General features: G+C 68.1%; 31 protein-coding genes and 1 pseudogene. 22 read left to right on the forward strand and 10 right to left on the reverse strand.

Going from position 1 to position 20,257, the window contains the following annotated elements:
• Positions 1 to 37: 37 nt before the first annotated feature.
• Entirely contained in the window at positions 38 to 862 is an 825-nt protein-coding gene (grpE, locus tag H0B43_RS37310) for a nucleotide exchange factor GrpE (protein ID WP_185730310.1), read from the reverse strand.
• Entirely contained in the window at positions 862 to 2,742 is a 1,881-nt protein-coding gene (gene dnaK / locus H0B43_RS37315) for a molecular chaperone DnaK (RefSeq protein ID WP_185730309.1), read from the reverse strand. The genes grpE and dnaK overlap by 1 nt, the downstream gene beginning before the upstream one ends.
• A gap of 423 nt (positions 2,743 to 3,165) precedes the next feature.
• Here dnaK and H0B43_RS37320 point away from each other — a divergent pair, with 423 nt between their 5' ends.
• On the forward strand, positions 3,166 to 3,354 hold the full coding sequence (locus tag H0B43_RS37320; RefSeq protein ID WP_012687410.1) for a hypothetical protein: 189 nt from the start codon (positions 3,166 to 3,168) through the stop codon (positions 3,352 to 3,354).
• A gap of 15 nt (positions 3,355 to 3,369) precedes the next feature.
• Here the strand turns inward: H0B43_RS37320 and H0B43_RS37325 are convergent, their stop codons facing one another.
• From H0B43_RS37325 to H0B43_RS42665, 3 genes are all read right to left on the reverse strand, one after another.
• Positions 3,370 to 3,708: a hypothetical protein gene (locus tag H0B43_RS37325; protein WP_185950104.1), complete on the reverse strand. Its 339-nt coding sequence runs from the start codon at positions 3,706 to 3,708 to the stop codon at positions 3,370 to 3,372.
• Between the two features lie 701 nt (positions 3,709 to 4,409).
• Positions 4,410 to 4,532 (reverse strand): hypothetical protein, encoded by a 123-nt coding sequence (locus H0B43_RS42660; protein WP_282555518.1) that lies wholly within the window; start codon positions 4,530 to 4,532, stop codon positions 4,410 to 4,412.
• Positions 4,529 to 5,356 (reverse strand): Gfo/Idh/MocA family protein, encoded by an 828-nt coding sequence (locus tag H0B43_RS42665; RefSeq protein ID WP_213016525.1) that lies wholly within the window; start codon positions 5,354 to 5,356, stop codon positions 4,529 to 4,531. The genes H0B43_RS42660 and H0B43_RS42665 overlap by 4 nt, the downstream gene beginning before the upstream one ends.
• Before the next feature lie 531 nt (positions 5,357 to 5,887).
• On the opposite strand from H0B43_RS42665, the gene H0B43_RS42180 reads away from it, so the two are divergent.
• From H0B43_RS42180 to H0B43_RS37345, 4 genes are all read left to right on the forward strand, one after another.
• The gene (locus H0B43_RS42180; RefSeq protein ID WP_252190334.1) at positions 5,888 to 6,091 is read left to right on the forward strand and encodes a hypothetical protein; all 204 of its coding nucleotides are present in this window, start codon (positions 5,888 to 5,890) and stop codon (positions 6,089 to 6,091) included.
• The gene (locus tag H0B43_RS37335) at positions 6,088 to 6,438 is read left to right on the forward strand and encodes an Hsp20/alpha crystallin family protein (RefSeq protein ID WP_312034093.1); all 351 of its coding nucleotides are present in this window, start codon (positions 6,088 to 6,090) and stop codon (positions 6,436 to 6,438) included. Before H0B43_RS42180 ends, H0B43_RS37335 begins: the two co-directional genes overlap by 4 nt.
• Before the next feature lie 41 nt (positions 6,439 to 6,479).
• On the forward strand, positions 6,480 to 6,740 hold the full coding sequence (locus H0B43_RS37340; protein WP_312034091.1) for a hypothetical protein: 261 nt from the start codon (positions 6,480 to 6,482) through the stop codon (positions 6,738 to 6,740).
• Between the two features lie 122 nt (positions 6,741 to 6,862).
• A complete protein-coding gene (locus H0B43_RS37345) occupies positions 6,863 to 7,258 on the forward strand; it encodes a DUF2267 domain-containing protein (protein ID WP_252190332.1) in 396 nt (131 codons plus the stop codon).
• A 23-nt stretch (positions 7,259 to 7,281) separates the two neighbouring features.
• On the opposite strand, the gene H0B43_RS37350 is transcribed toward H0B43_RS37345, so the two are convergent.
• Positions 7,282 to 7,620: a DUF3052 family protein gene (locus H0B43_RS37350; protein ID WP_312037655.1), complete on the reverse strand. Its 339-nt coding sequence runs from the start codon at positions 7,618 to 7,620 to the stop codon at positions 7,282 to 7,284.
• A gap of 361 nt (positions 7,621 to 7,981) precedes the next feature.
• On the opposite strand from H0B43_RS37350, the gene H0B43_RS37355 reads away from it, so the two are divergent.
• From H0B43_RS37355 to H0B43_RS37380, 6 genes are all read left to right on the forward strand, one after another.
• Positions 7,982 to 9,424, forward strand: a complete 1,443-nt coding sequence (locus tag H0B43_RS37355) for a wax ester/triacylglycerol synthase family O-acyltransferase (protein WP_185730433.1) — start codon at positions 7,982 to 7,984, stop codon at positions 9,422 to 9,424.
• A gap of 69 nt (positions 9,425 to 9,493) precedes the next feature.
• Complete coding sequence (locus H0B43_RS37360; RefSeq protein ID WP_185730308.1) at positions 9,494 to 9,691, forward strand: hypothetical protein; 198 nt, start codon at positions 9,494 to 9,496, stop codon at positions 9,689 to 9,691.
• Positions 9,692 to 9,746: 55 nt separating this feature from the next.
• Positions 9,747 to 9,902: a hypothetical protein gene (locus H0B43_RS37365; RefSeq protein WP_185730307.1), complete on the forward strand. Its 156-nt coding sequence runs from the start codon at positions 9,747 to 9,749 to the stop codon at positions 9,900 to 9,902.
• 64 nt (positions 9,903 to 9,966) lie between these two features.
• Entirely contained in the window at positions 9,967 to 10,107 is a 141-nt protein-coding gene (locus H0B43_RS37370; RefSeq protein WP_185730306.1) for a hypothetical protein, read from the forward strand.
• Positions 10,108 to 10,132: 25 nt separating this feature from the next.
• A complete protein-coding gene (locus tag H0B43_RS37375) occupies positions 10,133 to 10,471 on the forward strand; it encodes a hypothetical protein (RefSeq protein WP_185730305.1) in 339 nt (112 codons plus the stop codon).
• Positions 10,472 to 10,547: 76 nt separating this feature from the next.
• Positions 10,548 to 11,006 (forward strand): DUF1931 family protein, encoded by a 459-nt coding sequence (locus H0B43_RS37380; RefSeq protein ID WP_312034090.1) that lies wholly within the window; start codon positions 10,548 to 10,550, stop codon positions 11,004 to 11,006.
• Here the strand turns inward: H0B43_RS37380 and H0B43_RS37385 are convergent.
• From H0B43_RS37385 to H0B43_RS37395, 3 genes are all read right to left on the reverse strand, one after another.
• Entirely contained in the window at positions 10,997 to 11,404 is a 408-nt protein-coding gene (locus tag H0B43_RS37385; RefSeq protein ID WP_185730304.1) for a hypothetical protein, read from the reverse strand. The two genes, H0B43_RS37380 and H0B43_RS37385, sit on opposite strands and share 10 nt — an antisense overlap.
• A gap of 74 nt (positions 11,405 to 11,478) precedes the next feature.
• A complete protein-coding gene (locus H0B43_RS37390; RefSeq protein ID WP_185730303.1) occupies positions 11,479 to 11,877 on the reverse strand; it encodes a hypothetical protein in 399 nt (132 codons plus the stop codon).
• Between the two features lie 227 nt (positions 11,878 to 12,104).
• Positions 12,105 to 12,278, reverse strand: coding sequence for a hypothetical protein (locus H0B43_RS37395; protein WP_185730302.1), 174 nt, complete (start codon positions 12,276 to 12,278; stop codon positions 12,105 to 12,107).
• A gap of 211 nt (positions 12,279 to 12,489) precedes the next feature.
• Here H0B43_RS37395 and H0B43_RS37400 point away from each other — a divergent pair, with 211 nt between their 5' ends.
• The 7 genes and pseudogenes from H0B43_RS37400 to H0B43_RS37430 all read left to right on the forward strand — a co-directional run bounded on the left by H0B43_RS37400 (position 12,490) and on the right by H0B43_RS37430 (position 16,034).
• Positions 12,490 to 12,708, forward strand: a complete 219-nt coding sequence (locus H0B43_RS37400; protein WP_185730301.1) for a hypothetical protein — start codon at positions 12,490 to 12,492, stop codon at positions 12,706 to 12,708.
• A 425-nt stretch (positions 12,709 to 13,133) separates the two neighbouring features.
• A complete protein-coding gene (locus H0B43_RS37405; protein ID WP_312034125.1) occupies positions 13,134 to 13,493 on the forward strand; it encodes a helix-turn-helix domain-containing protein in 360 nt (119 codons plus the stop codon).
• Between the two features lie 336 nt (positions 13,494 to 13,829).
• A complete protein-coding gene (locus H0B43_RS37410; protein WP_185730299.1) occupies positions 13,830 to 14,087 on the forward strand; it encodes a hypothetical protein in 258 nt (85 codons plus the stop codon).
• Positions 14,088 to 14,605: 518 nt separating this feature from the next.
• Positions 14,606 to 14,834: pseudogene (gene nrdH / locus H0B43_RS37415) on the forward strand (glutaredoxin-like protein NrdH).
• A gap of 51 nt (positions 14,835 to 14,885) precedes the next feature.
• Positions 14,886 to 15,440, forward strand: coding sequence for a DnaB-like helicase N-terminal domain-containing protein (locus tag H0B43_RS37420; protein WP_185730298.1), 555 nt, complete (start codon positions 14,886 to 14,888; stop codon positions 15,438 to 15,440).
• On the forward strand, positions 15,437 to 15,628 hold the full coding sequence (locus tag H0B43_RS37425) for a hypothetical protein (protein ID WP_185730297.1): 192 nt from the start codon (positions 15,437 to 15,439) through the stop codon (positions 15,626 to 15,628). The genes H0B43_RS37420 and H0B43_RS37425 overlap by 4 nt, the downstream gene beginning before the upstream one ends.
• Positions 15,629 to 15,707: 79 nt before the next feature.
• Entirely contained in the window at positions 15,708 to 16,034 is a 327-nt protein-coding gene (locus H0B43_RS37430) for a hypothetical protein (RefSeq protein WP_185730296.1), read from the forward strand.
• Positions 16,035 to 16,138: 104 nt separating this feature from the next.
• Here H0B43_RS37430 and H0B43_RS37435 read toward each other — a convergent pair whose 3' ends face one another.
• Positions 16,139 to 16,333 carry a hypothetical protein gene (locus H0B43_RS37435; protein ID WP_185730295.1) on the reverse strand — a complete coding sequence of 65 codons (195 nt, stop codon included), beginning with the start codon at positions 16,331 to 16,333 and terminating at the stop codon, positions 16,139 to 16,141.
• A gap of 229 nt (positions 16,334 to 16,562) precedes the next feature.
• On the opposite strand from H0B43_RS37435, the gene H0B43_RS43380 reads away from it, so the two are divergent.
• The 4 genes from H0B43_RS43380 (at position 16,563) to H0B43_RS37455 (ending at position 20,201) form a co-directional block, all read left to right on the forward strand.
• Complete coding sequence (locus H0B43_RS43380) at positions 16,563 to 16,844, forward strand: WhiB family transcriptional regulator (RefSeq protein WP_213016526.1); 282 nt, start codon at positions 16,563 to 16,565, stop codon at positions 16,842 to 16,844.
• Between the two features lie 102 nt (positions 16,845 to 16,946).
• Positions 16,947 to 17,285, forward strand: coding sequence for a hypothetical protein (locus tag H0B43_RS37445; protein ID WP_185730293.1), 339 nt, complete (start codon positions 16,947 to 16,949; stop codon positions 17,283 to 17,285).
• Between the two features lie 400 nt (positions 17,286 to 17,685).
• Entirely contained in the window at positions 17,686 to 18,312 is a 627-nt protein-coding gene (locus H0B43_RS37450; protein ID WP_185730292.1) for a hypothetical protein, read from the forward strand.
• 14 nt (positions 18,313 to 18,326) lie between these two features.
• On the forward strand, positions 18,327 to 20,201 hold the full coding sequence (locus H0B43_RS37455; RefSeq protein WP_185950105.1) for a DUF3072 domain-containing protein: 1,875 nt from the start codon (positions 18,327 to 18,329) through the stop codon (positions 20,199 to 20,201).
• Positions 20,202 to 20,257: the final 56 nt, after the last annotated feature.

Raw genomic sequence — 20,257 nt, forward strand, 5'->3', positions numbered from 1 at the left:
GAATCCGATGGATCCGGCCGGCCCGCCGCGGACCACGTCATCCGCAGCGGTAGGGATTCGGGTCGTCACCCGGGTCCCCGGCCCCGCCGGACTCCGGCCGCGCGTCGGTGTCCGCCGGTGAGTCCGGGTCGGCCGGTGCGTTCGGGTCGGCCGGAGGGCCGGGGTTGCTGGTGTTCTCGTAGCGGTCGCGGTCGATCACGGTGACCAACGCGGTCCGCAGCACCTTGTGCACGCCGAAGGTGTAGCCGCGCCGGAGCACGGTGTCGATTACCAGGTCGGTGCCGTGGCCTTCGTGGCTGGCGGCCTCGTGCAGGGTGGGATCGAAGCGGTCCCCGCGTTCGCCGAACGCCGCGACCCCCATTCGGGCCAGGATGGTCCGGATCTTCCGGTACAGGCTGTGCAGCGGCTCCCGGGCGGTGTCACCGTGCTCACGCGCCCAGTCCAGATCGTCGAGAACACCCAGGAACGCGGCGACCACCGTCGCTTTCGCGTTCTCCGCGGCCGCCGCCCGGTCCCGCTCGACCCGGCGCCGGTAGTTGGCGTACTCGGCCTGCAGCCGCTGCAGATCGGCCGTCAGCTCCCTCAGCCGGTCGGCATCGGTCGGCCGGGACTCTGGCCGCGTGGTACCCGCGCCGTAGGACGATGTGCCGGCCTTCTCGCCTGGGGACGCCTTCCCGCTCAGTGTCGATGCCCCTCGATCCTGCGGGGAGGGGGAGCCGGGAGTGTCCTCGCGGACCCGGCCGGTGACCGGGTCGATGCGGCGCCGGTCGGTGATCGCGATCGGTTCGCGCGGCGGCTGCCGACCGTTACCCCTGCGACCGGCCTTTCCGGAACGGTGTTGCTCGTCGTGTGGGGTATTCATCAGTGTCCCTCCCGGGGTTCGTCCACCACCTCCGCGTCGACCACATCGTCGGCGCCCTGGCCGTTGCCCGTCGTCCCGGCGGACGCACCCGCCCCAGCCCCGGCGTCGCCGTCACCACCGGCTGCCGTTCCCTGCTGGGCTTGGCCGGCGTAGATGGCCTGGCCGAGGGCCTGGGATTCGGTGCTCAGTTTCTCCACCGCGGTCTTGATCGCCGTGATGTCGGTGCCGGCCAACGCGTCCTGCACCTGTTTGATCGCCGACCGGACCTTGTCCTGGACGTCGGTGGGCACCTTGTCGTCGTTGTCCTTGATGACCTTCTCGGTCTGATACACCAGCGACTCGGCCTGATTGCGGGTTTCCGCTTCCTCCCGGCGTCGGCTGTCCTCGGCGGCGTGCGCCTCGGCGTCGCGGATCATCCGGTCGATGTCCTCCTTCGACAGTGCCGAGCCTTCCTGGATGCGGATCCGGTTCTCCTTGCCGGTGCCCTTGTCCTTGGCGGTCACGTGCACGATGCCGTTGGCGTCGATGTCGAAGGTGACCTCGATCTGCGGCAGCCCCCGCGGGGCCGGCGGAATCCCGGCCAGCTCGAAGCTGCCGAGTAGCTTGTTGTGCGCGGCGATTTCGCGTTCACCCTGATACACCTGGATCTGCACCGACGGCTGGTTGTCGTCCGCGGTGGTGAAGGTCTCCGACCTTTTGGTGGGGATGGTGGTGTTGCGTTCGATGAGCTTGGTCATCACCCCGCCCTTGGTCTCGATGCCGAGCGAGAGCGGGGTGACGTCGAGGAGCAGCACGTCCTTGACCTCACCGCCGAGGACACCGGCCTGCAGGGCGGCGCCGACGGCGACGACCTCGTCCGGGTTGACACCCTTGTTCGGTTCCTTCCCGCCGGTCAGCTCCCGCACCAGGTTCGTCACCGCGGGCATCCGGGTGGAACCACCGACCAGCACCACGTGGTCGATGTCTTTGACGGCGATCTTCGCGTCGGTGATCACCGATTGGAACGGGGCCCGGGTGCGGCCGAGGAGATCGGAGGTGATCTTCTCGAACTCCGCCCGGGTGAGCTGTTCGTCGAGGAACAGCGGGTTCTTGTCCGCGTCGACGGTGATGTACGGGAGGTTGATCGAGGTGCTCTGCGACGAGGACAGTTCGATCTTCGCCTTCTCCGCGGCCTCCCGCAGACGCTGCATCGCCATCTTGTCCTTGGTCAGGTCGAATCCGCTGGACGCCCTGAACTTCTCGGCCAACCACCGCACGATCTGGTCGTCCCAGTCGTCACCGCCGAGGTGGTTGTCACCGGAGGTGGCGCGGACTTCGACGACGCCCTCGCCGATTTCGAGCAGGGAGACGTCGAAGGTGCCGCCGCCGAGGTCGAAGACCAGGATGGTCTGTTCCTTGCCGCCCTTGTCCAGGCCGTAGGCCAGGGCGGCCGCCGTGGGTTCGTTGATGATGCGCAGCACGTTCAGGCCGGCGATCTGCCCGGCTTCCTTCGTCGCCTGCCGTTGGGCGTCGTTGAAGTAGGCGGGGACGGTGATCACCGCATCGGTGATGTCCTCCCCCAGATACGATTCCGCGTCCCGCTTGAGTTTCATCAGCACCCGGGCGCTGATCTCCTGGGCGCTGTACTTCTTGTCGTCGATCGCCACCTGCCAGTCGGTGCCGATCTCCCGCTTCACCGACCGCACCGTCCGGTCCACGTTGGTGACGGCCTGATTCTTGGCGGGCTGGCCGACCAGCACCTCACCACTTTTCGCGAACGCCACCACCGACGGGGTGGTGCGCGAACCCTCGGCGTTGGCGACCACCACCGGGTCGCCGCCCTCGAGCACGCACACTACCGAGTTAGTGGTGCCCAGATCGATCCCGACCGCCCGTGCCATGACCGTCCCTCCTCACACCCCGGGCACGCCGTCGGCGCACCCGCCGGACCCTTCCGTTGACAGTTCAATTTTCTCTCCGTACAACCGCCGTGGTCAAGAAAATATGCCGCAAACACACGAACTTTTCTCAACCATCCGGAGTCCGGACCGAGCAGAGGCTGGTGCGTGGGATCCGCTCCGGCCCAGGGGTGTCGAGTCGGCGCGGCCGGCGCGGGAGGAACTCGTCGCAGCCGGGCGCGCTCGTGCCCTGCCGCCCCGCGCACCACGAAGGCGCAACGCGTAGGCAGACACCCGAACCGACAAAACCCTTCCGATTCGGAGAGATTTTCTCTGTCAACCGTGCGAGGTCGGTGGCATAATGAAGTCCACTCCGGCAGGCTCCGGATGGTCGGCGCCCGCACACACGTGATCGGGGTGGTGAGGATGACGGACGAAACGCTCGTGGCACTGAAGAACTACGAATATCTGATCCTCGAGCACGGCTGCGAGAACGTCAGCCTGGTCTGGCACACCGATTCGGTGGTCTTCGGCGACGACGGGTGGGCGGACATCGACATGCTCACCCAGCCGGGTTTCACCCCGGCCACCGAATGCTTCGCCCACCGCGACTGACCTTCGCTCGAGCTGTCATTTGGTGCCGGTACCGGTGACGGCTCGAGCGAGGTCACCGATCGTGGTCACGGCGCGCTCATCCGAGGGATCGACCCAGGACGGGTGACCGTGCCGGATCCGGGGCACCCACACCGCCGCGTCGTCGCGGCAGGGCCACTGCACCCGCAGCTGCCACAGCAGTGCCGCCTGCACGGTGTTGGCCACCCATATCGTCGCCTCGCCCGCCGGCAGCGACGAGGCCAGGCCGCGGCCGAGCACACACCGGCCGGCACCGATCTTGTCGTGCGCACCCGCATCGGGCTCCTTCCCCGGCCGGCTGATGCCGTGTGCGCCTGCACGGTGTTGGCCACCCATATCGTCGCCTCGCCCGCCGGCAGCGACGAGGCCAGGCCGCGGCCGAGCACACACCGGCCGGCACCGATCTTGTCGTGCGCACCCGCATCGGGCTCCTTCCCCGGCCGGCTGATGCCGGGTGGGGCCGGATTCCAGGCCAGCACAACCCCGTCCGGATGGACCGCGAGCTCCCAGCACGCCCCGTCCCACCGCACCGGCCCACCGCGGTGACAGCACCGCAGATCCCGGGACACCGCCACCAGGGCCGCCGCCCAGCCCGGCGGCGCACCGGGAACCGCCCGAGCCTCCTCGAACACCGGGAACCGCCAGACCCGGCCGCCGTACTCCTGCCCGCCCACCTGAGGCATCCCCCCCATTCTTCCGATCCTCGACTGTTGCGGCCAGGGCCGCACGACCCGATCCGGGGCGATGCACACCCCGCGGTGTCCCCGGGATGCCGGAGGCGACGACGACCACAACCACCACCAGCAGCCCTTGCCGGGGGCGGGGCGGTGAAGTTCTGGCTTCTGGCCGGACGTCCTCACCGGGTGCCCGCACATCCACCGGCACCGCTGCGGTGCCCGCACCGGGGCATGGACGAAGACGAAGGTGAACGGCACTACCCCGGATAACAGCCCGCTATCACGGGATTGTCCGAGGAGCGGACCGGTGGTGAGAGTGGCGGGATCTCGGGCGCTACCCGGTATACGCCGACCGGGCCGTCACCGGGTGCCGTTGACGGCCCGGTCGAGGTCGAGGGTGAGGGTCAGCGCGTCGAGCACGCTGGCGGGGGTGATCTGGTTGGCGGCCTCTCCACGCAGGACGGCCAGGACGTGGTCGATCATGGCGGTGTACTGGTCGGCGGCCGGCAGGGCGAGTTCGGTGGCGCCTTCTGCGGTGTAGGCGGTGACGGTGCCGGTGGGTTTGCCGTCGAAGCCCATGGTCGAGGTGGCTTCCAGGACACCGCCGGTGAAGGTGGCGGTGTAACCGCCGCGCGCGCGCCCCACGGCATCGGCATCAACGCCGACACGCTGTCGCGGACGAACGCGCCAGGGAAGATGAGGGTGGCATCGATCGATCCCGAGTCGTCGTCGCGTGCGACGGTGGCGACCCGCAGGTCCTCGGGCATGCCGAGGGTGCGGGCGACGATGTCCATGTCGCTGTGCATGGCCTCGAGCGGCAGCACCGTCAGCCCGAGTGAGGCTCCCGGCCACAGATGGGCGGTGGTGTTCCACAGGTTCAGCTGTTCGAGGCGGCCGTAGGCGCCCTCCCGCACGGCGTCGACCAGGGCCTGGTTGGCGGGGATGAACCGTTCGAACATGTCCACGAACACCTGCCGGTCCGAGCGTGCGGCGGCCTCGATGACACGCTGGGCGTCGGCCAGAGTGTCCGCCAGCGGCAATTCGACCAGAGCGTGCTTACCGGCATCCAGCGCGCGCACCATGTAGTCGGCGTGCAGTCCGATGGGAAGGCAGATATCGATCAGGTCGAACGAATCATCGGTGAACGCCGCATCCATGTCGGTGGAGTGCTCGAACCCGAACTGCGGGCCGGCTTTCGCGGTCTTGTCCGGGTCACGGCCGAACATCACCACCTCGACGTCGGCGCGTGCGGCGTACACCGCGGCGTGGGCCTGACCGAATCCGGTCCCCAGCAACGCGATCTTCATGAGGGTCGTTCTCCTGACGTATGACGGGAGCTTCCGTGGCCGCCGAGGACGTCGATTCCCCGGGTGTCCGCGAGCCGGCAGTTCGGGGCTGCGTAGTTCTCGGTCCGTTCGGGGTGAACGCGCGGTGGGCCGACGCGTCGGTACGCGTCAACGGTAGGACTCCAATAGGTCAACAGATGACCTATATCCCTGACACGATTGAGCGTCCTACGTGACCCCTCGGCCCGGGTGTGGCAGCTGCTGCCTCTGTTGCAGTCCCCTCGCGAATGGACCGGTCGCCGACGACCCCTGAACCCCACGAACCGATTCGCCAGACAGCGAGTGAGCCAGTAGGTGCATCTGCCCTTACGAGCGCGGGGTCGACAGGTCAGAGCAGTGTCCCGCACCCGCAGCGGTGTGGTGGTGGCGGTTTCGGATTCGGCGATTTCGGGTACCAATTGTGGTGCACGAGAACAGGCCCCGGGCGGTTCTCGCTCCGGAGGGCCACGGAAAACCGAAAACACGGTGGCAGAACGGGGAGGTGTCCTGATCATGGGTGCACCTGCGAATCGCAGCGGCGGAGAGTCCGGGCGGTGGGACCCGACCGCCGAGCTCACCGACAGCGCACATCGGATCGGTCCTCTGCGGGATTCGATGCTGGGCGCATCGCCCGGCGGCGGGCAGGCATGGCGACCGCTGGCGGAGGTCTCCGAGACCGACGACGGGTACGTGATGGAGGTGGGGTGCCCGGGGTGAAACACGAGGACCTGAACATCACCCTCTCCGCCAACGAACTCGAGATCAGCGGCGAGTTCGCGGAGAAGAAGAGGGCCGGATGGTTGCGAACCCGCAGCCGCACCCGCCGGACCGGCCGCTTCGAATTCCGCACCCTGCTGGCCCGCGAAGTCGATGCCGACACGATCACCGCCGCACTGGCCGATGGTGTCCTGACCGTCACCATTCCCAAGAGCGCGAGCGCCCGATCGCGGCGCATCGAGGTCACCACCGACCGACCCCCGCCGCCGTCCCCGACGCCCACCCGCGCACCGGCGAACCGGCGACGGTGGCAGCCGATCGGAACACGAAAGGGAACCCACACATGACCTCTGCCGGACGGAATCGTGATACCCGGCAACATGTTTCGGTGCAACGCCGCAGTGAGGCGGCGATCATGTGGGGCGGGTTGTCGGTGGCCTTGTTCTGGGCGTTCGGGCTGGGGATGGTCCTCGGTGCGGTCGCGGTGGTCACCGGCGTCACGGCCCTTCGAGGCCGGCCGGAGGACGGCGGCGGTCCCACGGCCCGCGACGCGCTGGTCGGGATCGCCGCCGGGGCGGTCGGCATCGCGCTGGGAATGCTGTTCTTGCTCTCGCTGATCCCGCCGACACCTCCGCCTACCCCACCCTGACCGGCCGCCCACCCTGCCCGGTGGGTGCAAGCCGGCGCCGGTGGGTGCACCGACCGACATCTACGCAGCACCTCGGAGACCGACACACGGAGAACCAACAAGAGAGCACAGAAAGGACACTGATGATGGACGACACCGAATTCCTGTCACGGGTCCGCGAATACGGCGAATACGACAGCCTCGGGGAGGCCACTCGGGTGACGACGGTGGTGCTCCGCAAGCTCGGGGCGCGGCTGACGCCCGGAAAGGTGCGGGCCCTGGCCGCGCAGCTGCCGCCACTGGCGCGCAACGCCCTCGGCCCCATCGAGGACGGACGGTCCGCACCCGACTTCGGGGTCGAGGAGTTCCGGCACCGGATCGCCCAAGCCCTCGACGCCCACCCCGCCACCGCCGAATGGGACACCAGCGCGGTGCTGGCCACGGTCGCCCAGGCCGTCGACGACGACTGCCTCCGCACCGTCCTGGGGTCACTACCCGAGGGTTTCGCGCCCCTGTTCGGCCGACCCGAAACGGTATGAACCACCCCCTCCGGTCTGCCGGATCACGCCTCGAGGTCTTTGCCGGGTGACGTCGACACCCGGCGGTCTGCTGTGCCTGTCACAGGCGGGCGGCCCCGGCGAGGACGAGGACGATCGTGCGTGCTGGGTGGGTGGAGCTGGACCGGGTGAGCCGGTTCCCGAGCCCGTCGCGCCGGTCGATCCTGGACGTGACGTGCAGTCCTGCGAGATCGGCCGGCCTCGGTCACCTCCGCCGCATCCACGTGATCGGGCCGGGCGGGTTTCGGTGTCATCAACCACACGAAACCGGTGTCGGACAACACCATCCGGGCAGTGATCAGCTCGTCGGCGAGATCACCGTCCCCGCTGCGCCACCACAACAACTCCGCATCGAGACGCCTGGAGAATTTCCGGTCATACCGGACACATCGGACCGCGCGAGGCCCTCACCGCGACGCCCCGGGTTGCGCGATGCACCGGACCTGTGCTCACCTCCCGCGCGGAGGTCCCAGGGAGCTCGACGTCCGCGTTCTTACTGGTGACACCGGGTGCCGAAAACATGCTGGACGCCCGTCCGAGTAGCACAATCCTGGCAACTTCCTGTACAAAGGAACTCATCGACACCTACTTGTGACTCATCTCACATCAGTTTGTGATGTGGGTGTACGGATGGACGTTTGTTGTGCAACCGCCGGCCCGGACCCCGTCGGCGTGCGCACCCGGGGAGAAATGGGTTCTGTACCGATGTTGTTGCCGATGTCGCCGACCGATTCGTTGTTTCTGCTGGGGGAATCCCGCGAGCATCCGATGCACGTGGGTGGGCTGGCGGTGTTCACGCCGCCCGAGGGCGCCGACGCCGGCGCGGTGCGGGAGATGTTCGAGGCCGCGGTGGCCGACGAGCAGGTGGCGCCGTTGTTCCGTAGACGGGCCCGCCGGTCGCTGACCTCGCTGGGCCAGTGGGGCTGGGAAACCGCCGACCACGTCGATCTCGGTCATCACGTCCGCCGGGACGCGCTGCCCCGGCCCGGGGGCACCGAGGAGCTGCTGGCCCTGGTCTCCCGGCTGCACGCGACCCTGCTGGATCGGTCCCGCCCGCTGTGGGAGATGCACCTGATCGAGGGTCTGGCCGACGGCCGGTACGCGGTCTACACCAAGATCCACCACGCCCTCGCCGACGGCGCCTCCGCGATGGCCCTGCTGCAACGCAGCATGACCGAGGACCCGGACCGCCGCGGCATGCCCGCCCCCTGGCAACCCACCTGCGCCGAGAACGCCCGCACCCGGTTGAGTACCCCGTTGACCGCACACCCCGCACCCGGATTCCTGGCGGAGCTCCCGAATCCGCTGGCCCTGCCCGGCCAACTGCTGACGGCCGCCCGCGGGGTGGCCGGCGAGATCGCCGGCCTGGCTCCGGCAGCGGCCGCGGCGGTGGAGCGGGCCGCACGCGCCCGGGGCGGCCCCCTGTCGCTGGGTGCCCCGCACACCGTGTTCAACGTCCCGATCGGCGGGGCCCGGCACTTCGCCGCCCGCTCCTGGCCGCTCGAACGGGTCCGGCTGCTCGCCAAACACGCCGACGCCACTGTCAACGACATCGTGCTGACCCTGTGCGCCGGAGCGCTGCGCCGCTTCCTCGACGGCCTGGGCGCGTTGCCGGCCGATCCGCTGATCGCGATGGTCCCGGTCAACCTCCGCAACCCCGAGGTGGACCGCGATGGGGCGGCTCGGGCCGGGAACCGGGTCGGGATGCTGATGTGCAACCTGGCCACCCACCTCCCCGATCCCGCCCACCGGCTCGACACCATCCGCACCTGCATGCGCGACGGTAAGGCGGTGGCGCGGGCCATGAGTCAGACCCAGCTGCTGGCGCTGAACGCCCTCGGCGCTGCCCCGCTCGGGTTGGAGCTGCTCACCGGCCGCCGCGGGCCGCAGCGGCCGCCGTTCAACCTGGTCATCTCCAACGTCGCCGGCCCCACGACCCCGTTGTACTGGAACGGCGCCCGCCTCGACGCCCTGTATCCGCTGTCCATCCCGGTCACCGGGCAGGCGCTGAACATCACCTGCACCAGCACCGACGACCAACTCGTCTTCGGCCTCACCGGCTGCCGCACTGCCGCCGGGGACCTGCGCCCGATGCTCGACCACCTGAACACCGAACTCGACACCCTCGACACCGTCGTCGGCCTCTGACCGACCAGGAATCATCCCTCCGGCAACGACCACGATCTACCACCAGATCCGGGAGAAGGGACACCGGCCATGCACCCCACCACCACCGGCCACCACCACGACGGGTCGCACCCTGCCGGGCGGCTGCGCGCCGGCGCGGTGATCGCCGCGGTCGCCGCCGCCTGTGTCGCCGGCCCGGCCTGGGCGATCACCGGCTCGGCCGGGGCGGCCGCCGCCGTCGCCGCCGCCACCCTCGCCGCGGTCACCGCCGCCGCCGTCATGATCTGAAGACCACTGATACCGAGAACATTTCGTCAGTAATGGAAGGTAGGAAGCTGCCGACATGAGTGTCACCGCCCACCGAACATCCACCGCCGGTGCCCGCACCGCCGTCATCAGTACCGCTGAGATCAAGGCCCGGCTCGCCGCCATGTTCGCCAACGAACCCAGCGAAGACCCGGTTCCACGGTCCGGGGCGATGTCAACACACCCCGATTGAACTGCGCCAGAATGATTCCCGAACGGACACCGTTCCGGTCACCTCCGAGGAGGAATTTGCTCTCGTGAACACCAACGTCGCTCTGCTGCTGCTCGTCCTCGCCGGCGGCATCGGGGGCACCGCCGCCGTCCAGTCCGCCCTGTCCCGTCCCGCCGCTCGCCGCCGCGGCCGCGGCCGCGCGATCCCGTTCCACCTCGAAGGCTGACCCCGAAACGCGAGGAGGACCCCTGATGAGAGCGCTCGGTGCCGCCCGCGCAGCGGTGCGGGTGCCGTACGAGCTCCTCCGGGTCCCGATGTCGGTCCTCGACGAGGCCGTGCTGCCGATCGTCTTCGATGACGGCGCCCCGGTCCGGTTGGCGTGCGAGCATCTGCTGGTCGGCTGTGACCGGGCCGCCGCCCGCTGGCTCGCCGACCCCACCGCCGCTGCCCGGGCGAACCGGATGCGTCGGCGCAGCGCCACCGTCCGGTACGCGATCGCCCGCGACCGTCGCCGGAGCCTGATCGACACCGACTCGGTGCTGGCAAGGCACCGGGCCCGGTTCGAACGACGACGGCACGCCGCAATCTGATCCCGCGAACGAACGAACGCCGAGATGCCACCGTCCCCACCACCGACCGACAGCGACGGTGCGGACAGCGGGAGGGGTGAACCCGTTGACCGTGATGACGGTGGCCACCTTCCAGACGGTGTTCCGGGAGACGGCCGGGCTGTACGTCGAGGGCAGCGACCTGCCCCGATGCAACGCCGTCCTCACCCGCAGCCTGTACCGGCTGCTGCTGACCGGGCAGCGCGCGGCCGCCGACCATCACCGCTACATCATCGAACCCGACGACCTCCCGGTCACCCGTGGACTCGAGGAGAACATCACCCACTTCCGCCGGCTCGGGCACCACCTCGACCCGGAGCGGATCCTCGCCCAACTCGCCACCTACCCGCCGCTCGACCGGATTCCCGCCTCCGGCACCGAGGCCCGCTTCCCGGACCTGGTCGGCGGGCTGACCGTGACCCTCGCCCGCACCCTCACCGTCATCGCCCCCGGTCTGGCCCGACCGGGGCCCGCGCACTGGGAGACGCTCCGTTCCGTGGCCGACCTCTACCTCTGACCCGGCACCAGGACCGCCGACTGCACCCCCAACACCCGTGCCCCCGGCGCGGACGTCTGCCGCACTCCGACGCACAGCGCAGGCAGAACCGAGGAGAGAGCCGGCCGGTCGACAGCGAGGGGATGCGCACGCACTATGGGTGTGACCCCGGTAGCGGATAGCCTGACCGTCGTGAGGAAGGGATTGTCATGGTTCTTCCTCGCCCGGTCCGCGGGCACCAGTACTGGGAGCAGCAGGTCTTCACCGAGCAGCACACCCAGCGCCGCCCCGACACCTCCGCCCCGCCCGCAGAGAACCCTGCGGAAAACCCGGCCTCGCTGGTCGACCACTGCCACCCCGGCCGGAAGGACGAGGGCTGCGGCGTCGGTGACGGCGCCGGGCACGCGGACCGACCGCATCCTCACCGGGTATGCGAGAACGCGACCAGCCAGGGCTCTCGTGCATTCCAGAATGTTGAGGGCGCGATTGAAGTTCAGGGACAGACGGGTACGACCAGGGTGTAGATCTGCTGCGTCTGCTCCGTGGTGGGGATGGTGCCCTGGTTTTCGGCCAGCTCGGCGATGATCGCGGTGACGGCCTGCTCGTCGACACCGTTGGCGAGGTCGATGCAGGGTTCGATGGCGATGTGCTCGATCGATGCGTCGTTGCGGTTGCGCGCCAGCTCCGGGTATCGGGCACGGAACACCGCGACGAAAGCGTTGAGGTCGGCATGGTAGCGGGCCATCTCGGCGGCACGGTCCACATCCTCCACGGCGCCCGGGGCCTGGGAGGTGGCCGTCGTGGCTTCGGTATCGGTATCGGTATCGGAGCCGCATGCCACCAGCGCACACACCGTGGCCGCGGCGAGACCGACCACCCGGGCAGACCTCATGACCGCAGGCTAATGCGTAACCACGAGCAACGGCAGGCGAACCCGACGGAGTCGGTCGAGCCGCGCCGACCTCCCGCCCGACACGAACACCGGCCCGCGGTGCGCCACCACCCGAAGCGGAAACCCGGTCCGTCCAGCTAATCCGGAGGCAGGCCACTGCTCCACCTGCGACGAAACCCGTCATGGGGTGATTCCTCGGCGACCATCTTCCGGTCGGGAGGGGGCGATCAGCCGTCGATCGGTTCGCCGATCGCGACAGGGCCGGGACAGCCCGGGGTGGCGCACTCGTACAGATCAGTTTCGAGCAGCACGCCGCCGAGGCTGGCATAGAGGTAGTGCCGGAACGCGGCCTTACCGCACGTCACACAGTCCTGATCGATCTGAATCCACTCGCCTCCCACAGATCGAATCCTAAGCGGACGCGACCCTCCAGCGGCCGGCCGGTTGTGTGGATTGACAGGGCGACGACGCCGGCGAGGTCCGACTAAACGGTGTCGGCCCCCGCCGACCCGCGGACGGTAGGGGCGATCAGCCGACAGAGGGGTGCAGAACGGTCCGATCGGATCGGGCGGCAATCGTGATCTCTATCCGCAGCGCGTTGGTGCAGTAGTCATGCAAGGCTCCGCGATCGGGATCGTAAACATAGTCAGAGGGGATACTGACTCCACCGTCGTCGGCTCACGTAGCCCGAGCGGCTCCAGATGTGTTCTGCCCGAGCACTTCTTCCAGATCAAAGCCGTTTGCAGCGGCGTATCGTTCGACCAGCTGACCAGGGCGGTGAACGTCCCGCTCCCGGACGACGACCACGAAGACAGCGACGACGACACCTGAGGGGCATCGAGGCGGGGCGTGGGGTGGCCCGAGTCGGGCGCGTCGGCTCCGCGTGACCGATCCGCATCCGGGGCGCGAACCGAAGCCGTCCGGTGACAGGAGACTCCGCCCACCCCACGACAGAATTTCTGTATTCACGAATGTAGACATTGAAGGGTTGCCGATGTAGAGTTTGTCACGTCGCAAGGAAGGGTTCACGAGATGCGGGAGAGGATGAACTGCCCGCAGAGCAGGACCGCACGTCGGGGTAAGGGTTGTGAGTGTGTAAGGCCCCGGCACCTTCCGGCCGCGGCCGGGCAGCGCTAAGGCCCGACCGCCGGTGGAAGTGCGGTGAGTACAGAAGTGCAGTGAACAAGGAAGTGAAAACCGATCCGGCCCCCGGTGCCTCACGGCGCCGGGGGCCCCGTCCGTGAGAAGGTCACCTCATTCCGGAAGATTCACCCGACCGTAGCCCGGCCGGGAAGTTCGACGACGAGGACTACCCGGCGTACAGCATGGGTCATGCCGCCGAGATCCTCGGCGTGACACAGGCATTCCTGCGCAGCCTCGACGCCGCTAAACTGCTCACCCCAGGGCGGTCCGCGGGCGGGCACCGCCGTTACTCGCGTTACCAGCTCCGCCTCGCCGCCCGCGCCCGGGAACTGATCGATCAGGGCACTGCGCTCGAGGCCGCGTGCCGCATCATCATCCTCGAAGACCAACTCGCCGAAGCCCGGCGCATCAACACCGAACTCGAGCGCATCCACCGCCCAGCCGGAAAGGAGCCCGGCCCGGCCCCACGGTGAGCTGCGGCCGACCGTGGTGTGCCGCATCGCCGGGGTCCGCGAGCTGGTGGCGGGGGTCGAGGAGCGGGACTGCGAAAAGCGGCGCTAAGCCGCTCTCTGGCACGTGACGCCATCAAAGGTGGCACCTGAAACCAGCTACCGCAGATAATTTCGCGACTCAGACACCCGAGACAGGCTGTCAGGCCAGCAAGCGGATGAGGGTTGCCGCAGATAACGCGCCGTAATCTGCGGCAACTCCTTAGCGCCGGATCTGGCGCGACTGCTCCCCGACCCCCACACCGGGCAGCAACTATCTGCCCGGTGTGCTCGCCCGTGCCGTACAGGGAGCTACTCGCCATGACCGAGCCCAAATACCAACTTCCCCAGCTCGACCTCTTCACCCCATGCGCTGTCCATGCCTGCGACTTCCCAGTCGTGGAGGCCGAGAAGGTGTGCGCCGGATGCCTGGACGACTTCGGCGACATGCTGCGACCCGCCGCACGGTGCACTCCAACGCAGCTCGAGCCCGCGCACTCCGCCGGCATCCCGGAGCGAAACACGCCGCCTCGAATTGCCCATCCTGCCGAGCTCGACCGGAAGGCGAATCAGCGGTGATTGTGCGAGGAACGTCGGACCTGCACGAGGTGCGTGGCCGTTGGGAATGCCGAGGGTGCACCCGCGGATAGCTAGACCGCCCGTCCGGTGCGGCCGATGAGAATCCCGCACCGGACGGAACTAGGAGGATTTCCGAACATCGGGGATAGTGTAGCCCCCGCCGAGTGCGGTCGAATTCCATTCTCGCACCGTTTATAAAAGTGTTTGAATTACCTGTTCTAATTCTTGGTATTCGGTAATTCGGGCAGGTGTATATGCTCGCTCCTGAGGCAAATTTAATTCCGGTAATCCGCTTCTTCCCGGGTGAAATGCGTCGCCGTACCGCCGTGCGCTAAACCGCGAGTCGATTCGATGAAAGTCCAGCTAAACGCCACGATGCCGAAGGGTGTCGGCGCACTGGAGGCGGACGAAAAGAAGGGCTCTAAATAGCTCGAAAAACTAGCCGGTATATGTAGAAATATCTCCATTTTCGACTACAATGAGAATTGCAGGGTCAGCGCAAATGGGGAGGATTGAAAATGTCGGTTCAGGTGTACAGCAAAAGCTCGTGTGTGCAATGCGATGCCACCTATCGGGCCCTCGATAAAGAGGGGATCGAGTACTCCGTGATCGATCTGGAGGGCGACCCTCACGCCGTGAACGCTCTGCGGGCGCTCGGCTACAGCCAGGCCCCCGGTCGTCATCGCCGGTGACCAGCATTGGGGCGGTTTCCGTCCTGACCGCATCAAAGCTCTCGTAGCTGCCTGAGTCCCCACCGACCCCGGCCCGCCGACCATGCCATCACGAAAGGACCGCCCAATGACCGCCGCCGCCCTCGCACTCGTCCCGGATGACACCGCCGCCGACACCGACCAGATTCAGGTCGGCGACATCGACACCAACACTCATACCGACGTCGAGGCCCTCTGCCTATGCGCTCTCTTGTGGGCGCCCAGTGAGGCTGCGGTCCGGGCTGTCGCCGCCCTCGAGGCCGAAGATTTCGAACGACCCGTCCATCGCGAACTGTTCACCGTTATCGCCCGACTCGTGCGCGCCGGAAAACCCCACGACACCACGATGGTCGCCGCCGAACTCGAACGCACCGGAAACCTCGCCGGCCACCACGGCTCCGAACGGTCCCGCTATCTGGCAAACATCACCACCCGCGGAGCCGATCACATCGCCGTCGACCACTACACCCGCACCGTCGTCAGCCAGGCATACCGGCGCAGCTTCCGCGCCGCCGCCCAGTCCCTCGCGCAAGCCGCCGAGCAGCTGCCCGAAGACCAACTCTTCGAGCACATGATCACTCTCGGCCGCCAGCAGCGAGCCGCCACCAACCGTCTCAACCACCTCAGAGGAGAAGGCCAGTGACCATCCACGCCAACGGCATACACACCGACGACGAACGTGACGCCTGGAACCTCCACGAAGCGGGGCTCAGCTGGACGCAGGTCGGCCGGGAGATCGGATGCACCGAATCCGCGGCCCGCGCCTTCGCCTCCGCCTACCAGCAGCGCACCGACGCAGCCGCGGGCGAGAACCAAGGCGCCTTGTTCTGATGTGGGCGACGAAGCCGAAGCCTCTGTCGGCCCATCCTGCACACAGGCTGGCGGCAGGCCCGCCGAAGGAGGCATCAACATGACCCGGATCATGCGCAACACCGTGCTCATCCAACTCTCGATCGCGCTCGCGATCGCGGCGATCTTCGGCGTTCTCGTGTCACTCATTTGGGATGGCCTCTACGGGATCGACCCCACTATCAGTCCCGGCCCCCCGTGGCTTGCCGGTCTGATCGCAGGCGGCGTTGTCCTCGCCGGCGTCGTGATCACCACGCTGATGCTGCACAACGGTGGAGACCTGCACGATGAGCAACCCGGGGACCACTGGCGAGACGGCCCCGATCTCCATCGGCTCGCCGCGACCGTAGTCGAGGACGACACCCGCGACCGTCCGAGCCGCACATGAGAACCGCAGGAACGGAAATACGGAAACACGGATAGGCGGAAATCCGTATGAGGAGAGTCCCCGGCCCGAGGCCGGGGACTCTCTCGTGTTTGAGGTCTCGCGGATCAGCTGCCGAACCGGAACCAGAACCTGACCACCCGGCCGAGGGCGACGATCACCTTCGCGAAGTCGCGGAGACCGGCGGTGCTGCCGGTGAGGATAACGATGAGGATGGCGGTGACCAGGCAGGCGGTCACGAAGAAGACGAAGCACGCGGCGATCACCAGGGCGATCGAGACCAGGATTTCGGGTTGGGCCATGTGGACCCCTTTCTGTTGGCGGACACACGACGACAGCGACCGTTCTGGTGCTGCCCAAATGAGTGATCTCCAACAGAGGGGCGAGCCCTCTCCCCACCGCAGGTGGGATACCCAAATCATCGCTTGGGCCTGGCACTTCCGTCAATAGAGACGTCGCAAACAGCATGCGGGGTTGACACAGCCCTGCATGGTTCATACTTTTAACTAGTAAAAAGTATGGAGGTGGGTGGTGGAAGATCGAAGCGCATCGGACACAGGGGCGTCATGGCGAGACATCGCGGTATGTACGCAGGTGCACCCAGATCTGTTCTTTCCGGTCAAAGGCGACGGAACGAGCCGACGCGAGGATCTCCGCGCCGCGCAATCGGTATGTGCGGGTTGCCCGGTCTGGCGCCAGTGCTTATCCGAGGCATTGGCGGCCGGCGAACAGTGGGGCGTCTGGGGTGGGGTGAACATGGAAGCGATCCGCACGGCAAAGCGCCGCCAACGCGTGAAAGCGCTGCTGCGATGACAGGCCCTCGGTGGCGGGGGTGGGCTGAGTCCGCCCGCGGTCGTCCATACTTGGTCCCAGTACCAAGTATGCGGAAGGGGCTGGCCTGTGATCGTGTTCCGGATGGGCGACGAGGAACCGCTCGGCCCTGGGGATCCCCTCGGCCGGACTCAGGTCGGATACCGGCCTGGATTAGGCGAGGCCGAATGCTGGAACCGCTCCCGGGGAGTGTGGAAGCTGAAGGAGGGGCGGGCCTTGGAGCAGGACCTTGCGGTCGTGGTCGATCCGGACTGGATCGTGCGCGCCGTGGCGCGGGTGACCGCGGTGTCCAAGCATGGCGATCGCCGAGCCGTCGAAGGCGATGTGATCGAGGGGCATCCGATGGTCGGGCAACCCTTCCCAACCCCGAATACCAGCCGCAACTCGATCAGCTACCACCCCGACGACGCCTTCTCGGCGTAGCGGCAGCGGCCCGGCACGGTAACAGTCTCACCGAGCGCCGAACCAAGACTTTCGTGTGTCGGGCACCACACTCGAGTGGCGCGATCGGGGTGGGATGAATGATGATCTTGAGTTATCGAAGCGACAATCGCTCGTACGCTGAGCGCGGGACGGCGCCTGAGCGTGACGTGAGCATTGCCGCCGTGGTCAGTCATGCCCCGCGGCGGTCGATGCACCGCACGCAGGGAAGGTCCGTATGGCCCGCAGGACGATCACCGCACACCCCTCCCATCTGTTTCGCCTCATGGCGTCTGTGGGCGACCCCGAAAGCGCGTGCGCTGACGCACGCAACTTGCGCGGAGGTCGCCGATGAGCGAGATGCGCGAGACCGGCGAACAATTCACTCAGGAAGGACATGACGATGGCGGAGTTCGATCCGACGATTCGCGCGGAAGTGGAGCGAATCTGGCGGGAGCATCTGGGCGTGGACCCGGCAGCGACAAAGACAGAGCTGGCGGCGCAGTTCGACGAGGAGGCAGCGAGGCTCTCGGAGCTGGTGTTGCAGCGAGTCGGGGGCGGCCAGGGGTACCTGGTGCGGAACTGGAAGGCAGAGCATCCGGGGCAGGATCCGGACGTGATGACGACCCATCAGCTGATCGCCCAGGCCGAGCACGACAGCCGGGAGGCAGTGCTGACCGAGGAGCTGTACTCGCAGGTGCCGGAGATCAGCGAGGAGCAGATCGCCCGGGAGTTGAAGATCGAGGAACGGATCGAGGCGGAGATCGCGGCGAAGCGCCAGGCCCGCGACCCCGACCGATGGCGGACGGGGATGGTCGAGGTGCCGGACCTGGCCCGTCAGGTGGTCCGCAGGGTGTGGCCGAGCGAGGCGATGACGTTTCGGACGTACGCGGAATCACTGATCGCGCAACGGATGGAGGACAACGTGAAGACGCCGCTAACGGCGGCGGATCCGCTGGCCGACGAGTTGGCGCAGATGATCGACGAGCAGATCAAGGCATCGAAGGCCGCGGGGAACCGAGTGGTGTAGCTCCACCGGAGTTGGTGGCCTATGCGCAGGCCGCCCGACATCTCGACGAGGTCGAGAGCAAGCTGTCCACTCTGATCCGCGGGGCACAGCAGATCCAGGTGCAGGCCGCCGAAACCGCGTTGCTGGGAACCGATCCGGAGCTGATCGATGACTTGACGGCGACCGCGGAACGGATGGCGGCCCGGGTCGAGCGGGTTTCGGCCGATGCGCACGAGGCCCGCGACGCCGCGGCCGAGCGTGCCCGGCAGGTGTGCACTGATGCCGGCTACGACGTCGACGGGGTGGATGTCGCCGCGGTCAGCCGGGCGCGGCCGCCGCGCCGGACCTGGCGGGATCGGCCCGCCACCGACCGCCAGCAGTCGTATCTGCGCACCTTGCGGCGTAGGCGTGGGTTGCCGGTGCGGCTGCCCGACGACCTGACGATCGGTCGCGCCGACGAGCAGATCAAGATGCTGCGCGCCCGGTCCGGGAAGGTCGCCGACGCCTCCGATCCGGAGATCGCCCGCATCCTGGCCGAAGCGGAAACGCAACGGGCGCGGGACGAGCACGCCGAGCACACCGGACCGCCGCTGTCGCCGGGGCAGGCACGTGAGCGCTCCGCACTGATCCGCGACCAGCTCGAAGCCCAGAAAGCGGACCGGGAACACCGACCACCGCAAACGCCCACTCCGACACCGGAGACGGAGAACCTCACGGGTCGGCGGCCGCTGCGGGAGCTGGTTGCCGAGTTCACCGCCCAGCGCGAACCCACCGCCCCCGTCGAGGACGTCACCGCGTTGCTCGACGAGATCACCGGGCAGGTGATGGCCGACGAGGACCTCAACCTGGCCGCCGGAGCGCAGTCGAACACCTTTGAGCAGTTCACGTCCTGGGCCATGCGCCGCGCCCACGACGAGGTGCAGGCCGGTCTGGTCGAGCAGGTGGTGAGCGAGGACCCGCAGATCGCGGCCGTCGCCCGCGCCGCCCTCGACGACCCGGCGCACTGGCAGGCTGCCGCCGCCCAGCTGCCCGCCCGCCTCTGGGCGCAGCACCACCCCGACCGTGCGGCCGCCGACGCCGCGGTCACCGCCCTCGAAGCCGACCCGGCCGTTGCCGAGGCCGCGACCGGCCGCGCCGAGCAATTCACCGCCGCACTGCCGGTGCAGCAGGCCATCGACACCGTCCTCGCCGCCGCCGGCCCCGAAACCGAAACGCAGCGGCAGCAACTGGCCGAGGACACCCTGACCCGGGTACAGGCCAACAGCCACCGCACCGACCCGGTGGACTGGCGGCAGATCGGCCGCGACGCCTGGACCGAACACGGACCCGGCGGCGGAGCCCCGATTCCGGCGGCGGACCCGCGAGTCCGCGCCGCGCTCGACGGCGTCCCGGTCGGTGACCCACGTACCGAGCAGATCTTCACCGACTGGAACCGCGGCTGGAACGGCGCCCGGACCGAGTGGGCGCGCGAACGCGAGGACGAGGTCCTCACCGACTCTCAGGCCGAGATGGTCACCCACCCCCGCCTGCAGGTGCTGCGGCGACGACCCGAGGACTACCTCAGCGTCGGCCGCCACCGGCTGCTCAACCACACCGTCAGCGACTGGCTGCTGTCCGTCGACTCCGCCGACCCGCAGTACCAGGCGGCGGCGCACTGGCTGCACGACAACATCGCCACCACCCTCGACACGGTCCACGAGGCAGTCAAGACCTCCCCGAGCTGGCCGCACCCGCACCGGAGACCGCACCGGCCGTCGAGGCTGACGTGGCGGCCGAGATCCCGGCCACCGCGGTGGACGCGCCTAAGGCTGCTGTGGAGGCCGGCGACGAGATCCCGGACCGGGAGAAGATCCACGCCTGGCTCGATGCCCACGCGTGCACACCGCACTGATGCTCGACGGCGCCGATGACACCGTCATGGCCGAGGCCGAGACAGGCGGCCGCCGGCGCCCGGGTTCTGATCCCG

Origin of the sequence: Rhodococcus sp. 4CII (genome assembly GCF_014256275.1) — a bacterium.
Taxonomy (GTDB): Bacteria; Actinomycetota; Actinomycetes; order Mycobacteriales; family Mycobacteriaceae; genus Rhodococcus_F; species Rhodococcus_F wratislaviensis_A.